The sequence below is a fragment of the Bacteroidota bacterium genome, assembly GCA_017303975.1.
Lineage (GTDB): Bacteria > Bacteroidota > Bacteroidia > JAFLBG01 > JAFLBG01 > JAFLBG01.
Map to the genome: position 1 here is coordinate 96,325 of JAFLBG010000005.1, position 15,254 is coordinate 111,578.

At 36.6% G+C, this 15,254-nt stretch carries 11 protein-coding genes; 5 read left to right on the forward strand and 6 right to left on the reverse strand.

The features are described 5' to 3' along the window. Positions 1-63 precede the first annotated feature (63 nt). Positions 64-2,931, reverse strand: coding sequence for an aminomethyl-transferring glycine dehydrogenase (gene gcvP, locus J0M08_03315; protein MBN8702065.1), 2,868 nt, complete (start codon positions 2,929-2,931; stop codon positions 64-66). A 172-nt stretch (positions 2,932-3,103) separates the two neighbouring features. Here gcvP and J0M08_03320 point away from each other — a divergent pair, with 172 nt between their 5' ends. The 4 genes from J0M08_03320 (at position 3,104) to accC (ending at position 6,257) form a co-directional block, all read left to right on the forward strand. Continuing rightward, the gene (locus J0M08_03320) at positions 3,104-3,748 is read left to right on the forward strand and encodes a hypothetical protein (protein MBN8702066.1); all 645 of its coding nucleotides are present in this window, start codon (positions 3,104-3,106) and stop codon (positions 3,746-3,748) included. Between the two features lie 91 nt (positions 3,749-3,839). Beyond that, positions 3,840-4,124 (forward strand): hypothetical protein, encoded by a 285-nt coding sequence (locus tag J0M08_03325; GenBank protein ID MBN8702067.1) that lies wholly within the window; start codon positions 3,840-3,842, stop codon positions 4,122-4,124. A 201-nt stretch (positions 4,125-4,325) separates the two neighbouring features. Next, complete coding sequence (gene accB, locus J0M08_03330) at positions 4,326-4,835, forward strand: acetyl-CoA carboxylase biotin carboxyl carrier protein (protein ID MBN8702068.1); 510 nt, start codon at positions 4,326-4,328, stop codon at positions 4,833-4,835. An 81-nt stretch (positions 4,836-4,916) separates the two neighbouring features. Next, entirely contained in the window at positions 4,917-6,257 is a 1,341-nt protein-coding gene (accC, locus tag J0M08_03335; protein MBN8702069.1) for an acetyl-CoA carboxylase biotin carboxylase subunit, read from the forward strand. A 101-nt stretch (positions 6,258-6,358) separates the two neighbouring features. Here accC and J0M08_03340 read toward each other — a convergent pair whose 3' ends face one another. The 3 genes from J0M08_03340 to dusB form a co-directional block, all read right to left on the reverse strand. Next, positions 6,359-9,442 (reverse strand): T9SS type A sorting domain-containing protein, encoded by a 3,084-nt coding sequence (locus J0M08_03340; GenBank protein ID MBN8702070.1) that lies wholly within the window; start codon positions 9,440-9,442, stop codon positions 6,359-6,361. Positions 9,443-9,581: 139 nt separating this feature from the next. Further along, a complete protein-coding gene (locus tag J0M08_03345; protein MBN8702071.1) occupies positions 9,582-11,444 on the reverse strand; it encodes a transcriptional regulator in 1,863 nt (620 codons plus the stop codon). Positions 11,445-11,448: 4 nt separating this feature from the next. Then, positions 11,449-12,438, reverse strand: a complete 990-nt coding sequence (gene dusB, locus J0M08_03350) for a tRNA dihydrouridine synthase DusB (protein MBN8702072.1) — start codon at positions 12,436-12,438, stop codon at positions 11,449-11,451. A 41-nt stretch (positions 12,439-12,479) separates the two neighbouring features. Here dusB and J0M08_03355 point away from each other — a divergent pair, with 41 nt between their 5' ends. Next, positions 12,480-13,301, forward strand: coding sequence for a hypothetical protein (locus tag J0M08_03355; protein ID MBN8702073.1), 822 nt, complete (start codon positions 12,480-12,482; stop codon positions 13,299-13,301). 76 nt (positions 13,302-13,377) lie between these two features. Here the strand turns inward: J0M08_03355 and J0M08_03360 are convergent, their stop codons facing one another. Both J0M08_03360 and J0M08_03365 read right to left on the reverse strand, forming a co-directional pair. Further along, entirely contained in the window at positions 13,378-14,055 is a 678-nt protein-coding gene (locus tag J0M08_03360) for a T9SS type A sorting domain-containing protein (GenBank protein ID MBN8702074.1), read from the reverse strand. Then, positions 14,048-15,163, reverse strand: coding sequence for a hypothetical protein (locus J0M08_03365; protein ID MBN8702075.1), 1,116 nt, complete (start codon positions 15,161-15,163; stop codon positions 14,048-14,050). Before J0M08_03365 ends, J0M08_03360 begins: the two co-directional genes overlap by 8 nt. Between the last annotated feature and the right edge of the window lie 91 nt (positions 15,164-15,254).

Sequence of the window (15,254 nt, forward strand, 5' to 3'; positions counted from 1 at the left end):
AGGAAATACAATTGAAAAATAAAATAGGGGGAGTTATAAATATACCCCCCTATTTTTAAAAAGTCAAGCCATTTCTTCTAAATAACTTTCCATTGGCAAACACGTACAGATTAAATTCCTGTCTCCGTGAGCGTTATCTATCCTAGAAACACTTGGCCAAAATTTATTGTCCTTAACCCAATTTAGTGGATAAACTGCCTTTTCTCTGGAATAAGAGTACTTCCAATCTGAGTTAATTACTCGTTTTGCAGTATGCGGAGCATTTTTTATGATGTTATTTGTTGCATCAAATTTACCTTGGGCTATTTCATCTATCTCCTTTTTTATTTCTATCATGGCTTCGCAAAATTTATCCAACTCCTGCAGTGATTCGCTTTCTGTAGGTTCCACCATTAACGTATCGTGCACAGGAAATGCAACGGTAGGGGCATGAAACCCATAATCCATCAATCGTTTAGCAATATCTGCAACTTCTACACCGGTTGTCTTTTTAAATTCTTTGCAATCTAAAATCATTTCGTGGGCTACACGATTATTTTTTCCTACATATAATATTGGGTAATAGTCTTTCAGGATTTCTTTCATGTAATTGGCATTCAAAATAGCCATTTTAGTGGCTTCAGTAACACCATCAGCCCCCAACATTTTTATATAGCCGTAGGAAATGAGTAAAATCAAAGCACTCCCGAACGGTGCAGCCGAAACAGCCGGAATTCCTTGTACTCCACTTACTTTAACCAATGGATGAGACGGTAAAAACGGCACTAAATGTTTAGCAACACCAATAGGACCCATTCCCGGACCACCGCCACCATGAGGAATAGCAAAGGTTTTGTGTAAATTTAAGTGGCACACATCGGCACCTATATTTCCGGGGCTTGTTAATCCTACTTGTGCATTCATATTGGCGCCATCCATATATACTTGGCCGCCATTGTCATGAATTATTTTGGTAATATCTGTGATTGCCTCCTCGTAAACACCGTGTGTAGATGGGTATGTAACCATCAAGCAAGATAGATTTTCCTTATGCTTTTCGGCTTTTTCTTTCAAATCAGCCACATCAATATTTCCATTTTCATCGCATTTAACCACCACAATAGACATTCCTGCCATAGCCGCACTTGCAGGATTAGTGCCATGCGCAGAAGATGGAATTAATGCAATGTTTCTGTGTGCGTGTCCTCTTGATTTGTGGTATTCTCTAATTACCATCAATCCTGCATACTCGCCTTGTGCACCAGAATTTGGCTGAAAACTCATTGATGCAAAGCCTGTAATCTCAGACAAATCTTTATTTAACTCGTCAATGATTTGCCAATAACCTTCCGCTTGCTCTTTAGGAACAAAAGGATGAATGTTGGCAAACTCAGGCCATGTAAGAGGAATAAGCTCTGCTGCCGCATTTAACTTCATCGTGCAAGAGCCTAGAGAGATCATGGAATGTGTTAGAGAAAGATCTTTATTCTCTAGCCTTTTAATGTAGCGCATCAACTCGCTTTCTGAATAGTATGTATTAAAAATTGGATGTGTTAAATAGCTTGATTGACGAGCCAATGCCGATGAAGCAATAACACCTTTGTTTTGAAACGCAATAGTAGCCACGCTACCTGATTTATATTCGGCAAAAACCGAAACTATATCTTTCACATCACTCTCGTTAACGGTTTGGTCGATAGAAATGGTAAGGCTTGCAGCATCTATATATCTAAAATTTATTTCTTTATGCTCTGCTATTGCCTTTATTTTTGAGGTGTCAATATTTACAATTTTGATGGTATCGAAATACAAGTCGCTTTCTACGTTAAATCCTAACTTTTGCAACTCTGCTGAAATTGTAGCAGCATAATTATGTGTTTGTTGAGCTATATATTTAATTCCATCAGGACCGTGATAAACAGCATACATACTGGCCATAATAGCCAACAATGCTTGCGCGGTACAAATATTAGACGTTGCTTTTTCTCTACGAATATGTTGCTCACGTGTTTGCAATGCCATACGCAGCGCGTGGTTGCCTTCTGCATCTACAGATACTCCAATTATTCTGCCCGGGAACAACCGTTTATAATCTTCTTTAGCTGCAAAAAAAGCCGCGTGTGGCCCACCATAACCAAGCGGCACACCAAATCGTTGGGAATTTCCTAAAACAATATCAGCACCCCATTCTCCAGGAGGTTTTAGTAAAGCAAGAGCAAGCAAGTCGGAACCTACAGCAATCGCAATATTTTCGGCCTTGGCGGCATCAACAAAGGCAGTATAATCATATACTTTACCTTCGGCAGTTGGATATTGAATATACACTCCAAAAAACGAGCTGTTTAATTTAGTGTTCTTCCAATTTCCTATTACCAGCTCAATACCAAGCGGAGTAGCGCGAGATTTAAGTACATCCATGCTTTGTGGCAATACTTCATCAGAAACAAAAAATTTGTTTGCACCACCCTTTACGGCTTCTCTAGAACGATTGCTAAATAGCATAGCCATAGCCTCTGCAGCAGCAGTAGCTTCATCTAGCAAAGATGCATTTGCTACAGGCATAGCAGTTAAATCGCACACCATTGTTTGAAAATTGAGTAGCGCCTCTAATCTACCCTGCGCAATTTCTGCTTGGTATGGCGTGTATGCCGTGTACCAACCAGGATTTTCTAAGATATTGCGCTGTATTACAGCAGGCACAATAGTTCCATAATAACCCAATCCGATATACGAACGAAATGTTTTATTTTTTTTTGCGGTAATTCTTAACTGTTTATGGTATTCAAATTCGGATAAAGCAGGAGAAATATTTAGCTTGTTTTTTAAGCGAATATTTGTGGGTATTGTTTGGGCTATCAACTCATCAACAGAGCCGACCCCAATTTTTTTGATCATTGTTTCTATCTGACTTTTTCCCGGGCCGTTGTGGCGATTGACAAACAAATCCTTCATATCTTATTTTAATTAGCAGAATCTCTCTTTTCAAGAGAATCCATGTTGTTTTTTGATTTTAGTTAGCGTCTATTTTATGCATGTTGGTGAACTAAATGCGATTTTAGAATTAAAATCTAACAATCCCACTTTATTACTATAAAGATAAGGAGTTTTATTATTTTTATAACACATGATTTTAAACATATCTAACTACCGCATAGTTGTTTTGTTCGTTTTACTAGTTACTCAACTAATTGGCTCTGCTCAAGACTTTAATCCATTTCCTGATACACTCTACTTTATGAATGCAAATACGATGGGATGTAAAGTAATTGACTCTACACTATACGGAGCCAAAGTACAAGTGCCCGCAAAAAAGGGCAAAACAAAAGAGATGGTAATAGAGGGCATTCGTTTATTTTCCATAAAATTTGCAGATGGACATGAAAAAATAATTTATAAACAAGATAGTGCTGTCGAGAATTATTTTACAATAGAAGAAACCCGCTTGTTTATTAAAGGAGAGCAGGATGCACAACGGGGATTTAAAAGCACTTGGACCAATGTTGGCGCTGGAGCCATAGGGATAGCCGGTGGCACGTTTAACCCGATATTAGCATTTTTACCTCCATTTGCCTACGCGGGTGCTATGCTAATACCTAAAATAAAAATCAAACAACACACAGTATCCAACAAGCAATACCTAAAATACGACACCTATCTTTTAGGATACGAACGAGTGGCTAGAAAACGGAAAGCTATGAATGCCTTTGTATATGGGATTTCCGGGGCAGTAACCGGCATACTGATTAAAGCTATAATACTAGACAAGTAGTTTCTTTCTTTTTTATGAACCTATTGTGTTCATAATCTTTTGGCAGTTTATATTGCATAATTGGTTTCGAATTGTAAATTCGCATCCCCTTATGACAAAAGAGATAAAAAAGAACATTAAAGACGTAGAAAATAAATTGAAAGATATTATGCTAGCTGACCGCGATTGGCTGGTATATACAGAAAATACGGATAAGCATTTTTACGCATTTAAAGAAAACACCATTTTCCCATTTACCACCAACCTAATTGCCTTCTATTTGATAGAAATTGATGCGCAAACCACTAGAATTATATCCAGACCATTAGAAACTAAGGCGTATAGAACATACCAAAAGGTGTTAGAGAAGATTACCACTGCCATTTTTCCCAACTAAGCAATATTCTTCTTTCTAAACACTAGCAAAGAATCCGTAGTTTCGTTAAAACTCTTTGTTACTACACACAACAGAAATTTTAACTATTTGATTATAAGCACATTGAACTTAAATTTGATAGTTTCTGTTACCATTTTTTTTTATATATTTGGGGCTCACTAAACTTAATTAATTGTGGCTAAAAAAGTAACTACATCCAACATACAACCGCAAGCTTTACAGCTTAACGAGATACAAGATTTGATTAAATTTGTAGCAAAATCGGGCGTAAGCGAGGTTGAGTTGCAAATAAAAGATTTTAAAATAACAATTAAAACGCCTGCAGGCTCCAGCAATGCTCCTATTTTGGTTCAAGCAGCGCCTCAGGTAAATACAGCTCCCATAGTGCAAACGGTTGCAGCCCCTGTTGCCGAAACAAAAGCATCTGAACAAAAAAAGGAAACACCAGCCTCAACTACAGACGAGTCGAAGTATATTACTATTAAGTCGCCAATGATTGGTACATTCTACCGCTCAGCAGGACCGGATAAACCTCCATTTGTTAATGTAGGCGATGAAATAAAGCCTGGTAAAGTAATTTGTATTATTGAAGCCATGAAGCTATTCAATGAAATTGAAGCTGATATAAAAGGTAAGATTGTAAAGGTATTAGCAAACGATGCTACACCGGTAGAGTACGACCAACCATTATTCTTGGTAGATCCATCCTAATTCAGTTAAAAGTGTAAAGTTCAACGTTTTTGTGTTTAAACTTTAGGCTTTAAACTACCCAACTTTAAACTTTAAAAAAGTATGTTTAAAAAAATATTAGTTGCCAATCGCGGAGAGATTGCGTTGAGGATTATTAGAACCTGCCGTGAAATGGGCATCCAAACGGTAGCTGTTTATTCCACAGCTGACAAAGATTCTTTGCATGTAAAGTTTGCCGATGAAGCGGTTTGTATTGGACCTCCACCGAGCAAAGATTCGTATTTAAACATTCCTAATATTATATCGGCTGCAGAAATTACCAATGCCGATGCTATACATCCCGGCTATGGGTTTCTATCGGAGAACTCTAAGTTTTCTAAGATTTGTCAAGAACATAAAATAAAATTTATTGGAGCTACACCAGAGCAAATTGATGCAATGGGAGACAAATCGTCTGCAAAAGACACCATGAAAAAAGCAGGTGTTCCTTGCATACCTGGATCAGAGGGACTTTTGGAGGATGTAGCAGACGCTAAAAAGACCGCAAAAAAAATTGGATACCCTGTAATCATAAAAGCTACGGCAGGTGGGGGAGGCAGAGGGATGCGTATAATTTGGGGTGAAGATGAATTAGAAAAAAACTTTGAATCGGCTACACAAGAAGCTGCTGCTGCATTTGGCAACGGAGCTTTGTACATGGAAAAATACATTGAAGAGCCTCGACATATAGAAATCCAAATAGCTGGCGATCAATATGGAAAGGTTTGTCATTTATCGGAAAGAGATTGCTCTATACAAAGACGTCATCAAAAATTAGCTGAGGAAACTCCCTCGCCTTTTATGACGCAAGAGTTGCGAGAAAAAATGGGAGAAGCTGCCATAAAAGCCGCATCCGCAGTAAATTACGAAGGTGTAGGCACTATAGAGTTTTTGGTGGATAAACACCGTAATTTCTATTTTATGGAAATGAATACTCGTATTCAAGTGGAACATCCAATTACAGAAGAGGTAATTGATTACGACTTGATTCGTGAACAAATACTAATTGCATCGGGCGTTCCTATCTCGGGAAAAAATTATTATCCGCAATTGCATGCTATTGAATGTCGCATAAATGCAGAAGATCCATTTAATGGATTCAGGCCATCACCGGGGAAAATTACTGTATTACACACCCCTGGCGGACATGGAGTACGCGTAGATTCGCATATTTACGCTGGCTATGTTATTCCGCCAAATTACGATTCGATGGTTGCTAAGCTGATTACGATGGCTCAAACACGCGAAGAAGCTATTTCTAAAATGCATCGTGCATTAAGTGAATATGTAATTGAAGGTGTTAAAACTACCATTCCGTTTCACTTGCGCTTGATGAAAGACAAAAACTTTATTGAAGGGAAATACACTACTAAGTTTTTAGAAGATTTTGATTTAACGGCCTAGTAAGTCCCGATACTAGCACCTTATTGACTATTGAAAAAACAGAAAAATCCGTCACGAAATTATATTCGTGACGGATTTTTTTGTTTTTATTTTGGGTTTTCTTACTTGTTTAAGATTACCTTTTGGGTTATACGCTCTGATTTACTTTCAGCAACTAGTGTATATACACCATCATTTAAATTAGAAAGATTAATTTCTCTACCCATCTGAGCCTTTTCAAATAAAACCTGCTGTCCAAAGGCATTATAAATTTCTAGTTTATCGAAATCTATTTCCGTTTCTAAATAAAAAACTCCACTTGTAGGATTAGGGTATATTAAAACAACTCTATTTTCATCAACTGCATCAACACCCAAACAAGCAGATACCAGTATGGTTCCCATAGCAGTATTGCTACATCCGCTACTATTGGTAAATGAATAGGTAACAGTATGGGTTCCAATGCCAGCAGTACTTGGATTAAACTGACTGCCTGTAATTCCGGCACCAGAATAAATTCCACCCAAAGGAAGCCCTCCAGAAAGAGCTATGCTGCTGTTGTTTAAACATACTGTATCAATTGCTAACAAATTAATACTAACGGTTGGTGTTGCAGCAACAGTAACCAAAATTGAATAAGGGGCTCCGCATCCGTTAGTATTACACTCCGTTAGCGTAAGTGTATTTGTTCCAACGTTGGTCCAATTAACTGTTATGGTAGATGTAGTTTGTCCAGACACAATTACTCCTCCTGTAATAACCCAATTATAGGTGTTGCCGGATGTTACAGATGCAGAGTATATAATTCCACTAGATTGAGACGAACAAATTTGAGTAGACCCAGTTATATTTTGTACAGTAGGAACCTGATTGTACAACTTGATTTTAAAACTAGTATGTGCACTAGCATTGCCATAAGTGTAAACCCTAAAATAATATGTTTGACCAATAGCAAGGTTGTGTAAGGTTGTTACTATAGTAGACGCAGTAGTATTACTATTGCATTGAATAGATGTTCCACCGCATAAATTAAATACTTGTATTACGGGTCGGAATAGAGAGTTAACACCAACAACATCAATATTTACCATAGTATCTGTGGCGGTAAATTTAAACCAAACATCATCGTCTGCTGTTCCTGTGCAGGCCGCCAACGACTGCGTAGAAGCAAAGGTGCTATATGTTAACCAATTTGTGCTGTTTGAGATGCCTATTGGTATATTAATGGCTCCTGCACAATTGTCATTTGAAATAGTGCCATATGCTCTAATATTAAAACTAATCCAACCACCTTGTGTTTGATACGCTCTAACAAAATAGGTCGCGCCTATGGTAAGTCCTCCACTGTTTAATGTACAAGATGTTCCTGTTGAGCTCGCACATTTAATAGCACTTGTAGAGCTACAACTATTATGTAGCTCCAATCCTATATTGGAGCTAGAGGCACTAGACATTGCCACATACATAAAAGTATCGGTGGCAGTAAACGAGTACCAAATATCTGCCATGCCGGAACCGTTACAAGTTCCATTAAGTATATTAGCTCCATAGGTATCGCCTACAACCCAGTTAGTAGAGGAGGGAGAACCAACAATTAGATTTACAGCATTGTCGCAATAATTATTGGTTGGACTAGGGAAAACCTTCATTTTAAAATTTCCATTTATCCGACCCGATCGTTCGTACACCCTTACATAGTAGGTATTACCAATAATAAGGTTGTTTTGGGTTAGAGTAGCGATAGGACCAGATGTTGCTCCTGAACAACCTATCATACTTCCCCCACAAGAACTATAAATAGAAACATTCGGCAAGTCGGTACTGCTTCCTATAGCAATACTAAAATCTGCTGATACATTCATTACAGAATCTGTAGCAATAAACTTATACCATACGTCAGCATTATTAATTCCAATACATGCAGGGTCGGATGAATTGGAGCCAAAAATTGTTTGATTTGATAGTGTTGCATTAACTGTTAAAGTTGTTGCTGTTGAACAGTAATTGTTAGTAGGGCTGGGAAAAACTCTCATTTTAAAATTTCCATTTTTCTCACCTGATCGTTCATACACCCTTACATAGTATGTATTCCCAATAATAAGGTTGTTTTGGGTTAGAGTAGCAATAGGACCAGATGTTGCTCCTGAACAACCTATCATACTTCCCCCACAAGAACTATAAATAGAAACATTCGGCAAGTCGGTACTGCTTCCTATAGCAATACTAAAGTCTGCAGACACATTCATTACAGAATCTGTAGCAATAAACTTATACCACACGTCAGCATTATTAATTCCAATACATGCAGGGTCGGATGAGTTGGAGCCAAAAATTGTTTGATTCAACAGTGTTGTACTTACTGTCAACGTTGTTGCTGTTGAGCAGTAATTATTAGTAGGGCTAGAAAAAACACCAATATTAAAATCCATTACCTCTCCAGCCTTCTCGTAGACCCTTAAATAATAAGTAGCGCCAATTGAAAGATTGTTTACTTGCTTAATTAAACTTGTTGAAGATGCCGAACTACAAACAATTAGACTTCCTCCACAAGCAGTGTATAAACCCATTGCGGGAGAATCCCAAGAAGAAATTGAGACAATGCTTATGTTCATAACCGAATCAGTAGCGGTAAATTTATACCATACATCGGCTGTTACTGTTCCTGTGCAGGCTACCATAGAAGAGTTTGCGCCATTTGTACTTCCAGCAGCAGTGCTATATGAGATGGGGGTGCCAGGCAGCAAGGTAATTGCATTACTACAATAATTATTGGTTGGACTGGCAAAAACACGAATATTAAAACCCATCCCATTTCCACTTCTTTCATATACTTTTATATAATAAATTGTACCTATTGAAAGATTGTTTACTTGATGAATTAAACTTGTTGAAGATGCCGAACCGCAAGCTATTAAACTTCCTCCACAGGCACTGTATAAGCCTATTGCCGGAGAATACCAAGAAGAGGTTGCTGTTACACTTATATTCATTACCGAATCGGTAGCTGTGAATTTATACCATACATCAGCAGTTACCGTTCCTGTGCAGGCGGGGTCGGTTGTTGTTGCACTAAAAGTGGTTTGACTCGATAACGTTGTACCTACTGTAAGAGTTGTAGCATTGGAGCACAAATCATTGACAGGTGCAGACAAAGATATTCTTAGGGTTATAAAAAAAAGTAAAACAGATAGATTAATTAGTTTCATTGTGAATATTTTTAAGGTCGCAAAAGTAAATATTGAATGCTATTTACACTATTTAATTACAAGACAAAATGGGGGACAACACACAATCAATTGAAAAGCAGTAGCTTGTATTCAGTAAATTTGCACGCCTAGACAAAATCTAGCTATTTAAAATCACATTCTCCAATTCCTCTTGAATGTCTAAATTCATTCGCTTACGCAACCGCTGTCGAGTTTTTTTAACACTATCCGCAGAAATACCTAACATAGTGGCAATTTCTTTGGAATTAAGATTGAGTTTTATGAGAGCCGCCAACCTGATTTCGGCATTAGTAATATCGGGGTATTTTGTTTTATATACATGAAAAAAACCACCGTGTACTTTCTCGAATAATTGTTTAAACTTTGTCCAATCATCTTCGGTAATAATTTTGGACGAAGTAAGCTCTGTTATTTTCTCTAGCTTTTCAATATCGGTAGATTTAATGTTACCAATTATTTTCAATTCATCGGTAAGCTCCACTACCCTTTTCTGATTTTCAACTAAACTATGCGCATAATCAATAAGAGCCTGTTTATTAAATTCAAGTTCTTGATTTGCTTTTGCAACTTGAGCTTGCAACAACTGCTTGTTTTTTCTATTGCGAGTTACAATAAGCAATATGACTAAAATCAAAAAAACAGCAATTGAAATCCCTGCTAAATAAACCAATCTAATATTAGATTCTTTAATTCTCAGCTCATTATTCAGCAACTCTATTTGCGACTGTTTTTGCTCGGTTTCAAACTCAACTTGCAGTGAAAGAAGTTTGTCGGAGCTCTCTTTATTAAATAGCGAATCATTTATTTCTGCATATAATTTATAATACGCTAATCCCTTTGAGTAATCATTAAGTCCTACATATGCTGCATGTAGACCAAAATTAGATAATGCAATATATTGCTGCATCCCCATTTGAGAAGCCAACAAGAGTCCATTTTCGAAAAACGAGATGGATTTTCTATATTCTTTTAATTCATTGTAAGTAGACCCAATATTATAATTGGCCAGCATTTGTGCTCTTTTGTACCCATATCCATTTCCTAATTCTAGCGCTTTATTAAAATAGATGAGTGCGCTATCAAACACATTCTTGCTGTGGTAAATCGTACCAACACTATTATATGACTCACATACACCTTGTTTATTGGATACTGCTTGAAAAGACTCCAATGCTCTTCGGTGAAATACGAGTGCGCTATCAAACATTTCTAATTCATAATAACAAACGCCCATGTTAAAGCATGAATTTGCAATTGCGTTGGTATCATTTAACGGCAAAAGTAAATGCATTGCTTGGTTATGGTACTTTAAAGCGGTTTTATGATTTTCTTGCTCAGAATATATAATGGCAATATTCTTTATAATTGTAGCTGATAATGAAGGGGTATTACTAGTTTCAACATATCTTAAGGCTTTTAGATAATACTCTAACGCTCTGTTTAGAAGACCTCGTTCAGAATTCAATATGCCAATATTCACCCACGCTTTTGCAACGCCATCAGAATCATTGAGTACTGTGTAGATTTTTTCTGCAGCATTAAAATTATCTTCTGAGGTAGCAAAATCTCCCTTACGCCAATAAGTTAATCCTATAACAATATGCGTGTTAGCAATCTCTAACTCTTCATTAAGTTGTTTAAATATACTCATACTTCGAGTAGAGTAATCTAATGACTTATTATAGTCCCCCTGGGTAGAATATATATTCCCTAGAGTTTTACTAGCCTGTGCAACTCCAAATAAATAGTTTAGTTTTTGGCTTTGGGTTAGTGCATTGTTAGCATATAACTGAGCTTGTTTTGAATTATTTTTTTTTAGCTTAGACGCCAATAAATTAAGCGTATTTATTAAAGCGGTATCTTTTTGTGTTGTTGCATTTTTAAGAAGCAATTCGATTTCGGGCTGTGCTGCTACATTCAGAAAATAAAATCCGATAAGAGAAAGGCTCAAAATATATTTTATGTTTCTAACAACAGCCATTTTCTTATACCAAACTATTACTGTAGCGTAGAGCAATTTGATGTAATGTATCGTGCAACTCTTGCAGCGAATAAGTTGTAACCAATATCATTCTATAATCCTTTATATTCTCCAATCCTTTAAAATAATTGGTATAGTGCTTACGCATTTCAATAATGCCAAGCTTCTCTCCTTTCCATTCAATTGATTTTTGGAGGTGTTGTTTACAAATAGCTACTCTATCTTCAATGGTAGGTGCAGGAAGCTTTTCGCCCGTTTTAAAAAAATGTTTTATTTCATTAAATATCCATGGATAACCAATACTGGCACGACCAATCATTACACCATCTACGCCATATCTATTCTTCATTTCCATTGCTTTTTCGGGACCATCCACATCTCCATTTCCAAAAATGGGAATTTTTATTCGTGGATTATTTTTCACCTCCCCAATCAAAGTCCAGTCCGCAGGCCCTTTATACATTTGTTTGCGGGTACGACCGTGAATGCTCAATGCTTTAATACCTATATCCTGAAGCCTTTCAGCCACTTCCATAATATTCTTTGTGTTATCGTCCCACCCTAAGCGTGTTTTAACAGTAACCGGCTTTTTCACAGCTTTAACAATTTCCGCAGTCATAGAAACCATTTTAGGTACATCTTGCAAAAGCGCTGCTCCTGCTCCTTTGCAAGCTACAGCTTTTACAGGGCACCCGTAATTAATATCAATTAAATCGGGATTGGCTTGTTCTGCAATAATTGCAGCCTCGCGCATGGAATCAATATCACTTCCAAATAGCTGTATGCCTATTGGGCGCTCGTATTCAAACACATCAAGCTTCTTTACACTTTTTGCAGCATCACGAATAAGACCTTCGGATGAAATAAATTCGGTGTACATTAAATCGGCTCCATTCAGCTTGCAAACAGCCCTAAATGGAGGATCGCTCACATCTTCCATGGGAGCAAGCAACAAAGGAAATTCACCCAAATTTATGTCACCAATTTTTACCATTGCGCAAAGATAGGGCAAAGTAATATATTAGTGCAATGGGAATGAGAGAATCTATAAACTACCTTACCAAAACACATTTATTTATTTGTGCTATCTGCGGCATTCAAATGTACGATAGCTTTTCACTGCTTGACAAAACACTTGATTATACGTATTTATTCTTTTGTATGGCAGGTGTACTATTTGTATACAATTTGCACCGAGAATTGATTCTTCAAAAAACACCTACACATCAAGCCTCTACAAATTATTTTGACTGGGATATAAAAAACAAAATACTTAGAAGAGTTACAATTGCTACGGCCGGAATATATTTACTTTTTTCTATTTCAAAACTACCCTTGCTACAAACTCAGCTATTATTTAGCACCGCTCTTTTCTCAATGATATACTTACTCCCAAAATCTTTTGTTAGAAAAAATTTATTTGCAAAAGTTATCGTGCTTTGTTTTTCTTGGTGGATGGTTATTGCTGTAATTCCAATACTTACAACTACTACTTTATCAATAAAAAATGTTCTTTTATTGATAGACAAATTGATTTTACTTTTTGCCATCGGATTTTTATTTCAGCATAAAGATTTGGCAAAAGACATTGAAACAAAAGAGCTTGACTACACAAACACACACTTACCTTTTAACATTTCACTGCTGCTTCTATTATTCGGCATGGTATTTACAACACTACTTTATGCTATTAGCACTATTAACGAAACTTTCTTTTATTGCACACTTCTACAATTTTTAATTGCCATACCATTATTTTATGTTACAAAAAAAGAAAAATCGGAGAATTACTATTTACTGTTTGTAGATGGCGTATTGCTATTAAAACCTCTACTAATAGTTGAATTCAGCAAATAGAACAATTTTATATTCACTTACATATATTTTAAAACAAGTCCGTTACCCACTAAGAGCATTGAAAGGAGAGCCGCGATTAATTTACCACAAGCTTCTGCGCAGCAATGAAAGAGCCTTGTTTAACAAGTAGATGATACATACCGGGTTGTAGTTTTTCTTTAAAATCAACAACAATAGTTTTATTGTCAACAGTATATTTCGCAGCATGAATTATACGCCCCATCATATCATACACATCAACAGTACAGGATGCTACTGAAGTAAATTCAGGAGAAGATATCATTATTCTTTTATCGCTAGTAGGATTCGGATACACAACCATCTCATTCAACCTTTGCAAACCTTCATATACCGATGAAACAACTCCGGTTTGAGCTATATACATACTTCCATTTACATTTAGTTTTCTTCCGGCAATAAAAATACTATCACTAAAATATCTGCCCGCTACCACCAATTCATTATATCTATTTGATGTAACGTGTTGGTTACCCTCATAGTAATTACCCTCTACAAGCATTCCCCAAAGCGGTGTTCCGTTGGGGTCGGTTGAAAGTAAAAAATTGGCTTGAGTATAAATAGTATCGGGAATAACTATCGATTGCCACGTAAATCCCGAATCGCAATTGCCGGATAACACAGGGTTAAAAAATTTATCGTGCGTTAATTTTAAAAACTCGTCTCTTCGCATTTTTAAATCTTGCACTTGCTTTACCCACTGGTAAACTCCGGTTGTTTTGTTAAGCCTAGCCAAAAAAAACAAAATCTCCCGCAACTAAACCTGTATTATTAACTAGTGTGGGATACAAACTATTTGAGTCGAAAAAACAAGAATCGTCAATCATTTTTCCGGTAACATAAACGGCATTATTCATATTATCAACCTTAATATCCTCCACCCAATTTTTTCGAAATGTTTGTTTAGACCACAGTGAATTACCTGAAGAATCGAGTGCTAAAATCAATCCATTGTAATCATCTAAGGTGATATTATTAGAAGGTCGTTTTAAATAAAACAGTTGATTGTTTATGCCAAACATATCGGCATTGAAGGCGCCACACGCATACATGTTTCCATTTAAGTCTGCTTCTATGCCATAAAACGTACTATTGCTATAAACAAAGTTGTTGTGCACAGAAATACTTTTTTTCAACCAATTATAATTTCCTTGCACATCAAACTGAGCAATGAACGCTTCGGAAGTGCCAAATGATGGGCCTGCATAAAATGTAGTGCCGGAAACATTTATAGAATCGCTAAAAGAGCCGCAAAAATAAACCAATCCATTTTTATTATCTACCTCAAAATCTTTTATGGCAGTTGTTACAAAACCATTTGTATTTAATGGCATTATTGCAATCTTTTTGGCCCATGTTACATTTCCAAGCACATCTAACTCCGCCATAAACACACCTTTGCTATTGGGCTCTGACAAGGTAAATGTATCTAACTGAATTGTATTTATAAATTGTCCTATCAAATACACTTTACCGTTGTTTGCCTCTACGGCTTTTGTCACCATGCTTAATGAATTAGCTGATGTATGTGTAGTTTTCTTTATCCAAACATACTTTCCGTTGTTATTAATTTTGGCAACAAAACCTTGAACGTTATTTCCCCAATGTGGATATTCAGCTACTAATTTTATAGTATCGAACAACGCACTATCTGCAAAATAGCCCGACACCAGCGTGTTAAAATTTGCGTGAATAGCAGACACCTCTACCTTTCCTGCTAAGCCAATATTTAGGCTGTCTTGCTTAGCCCATTGCCAAATGGGTTGAGAAAATGCCGTTGCGTTGCATGCCAAAAAAACTAATAAAACAACAACAACAACTCTTTTTGTGTAAACTATTTTCATCTATCTAACTTTTTGTTTTTCACTATTGGCTTGGGTTAGAGAGCAACTTCATATCTGTTATGATTAAAAAATCATTTGAAACAAGAAGCAA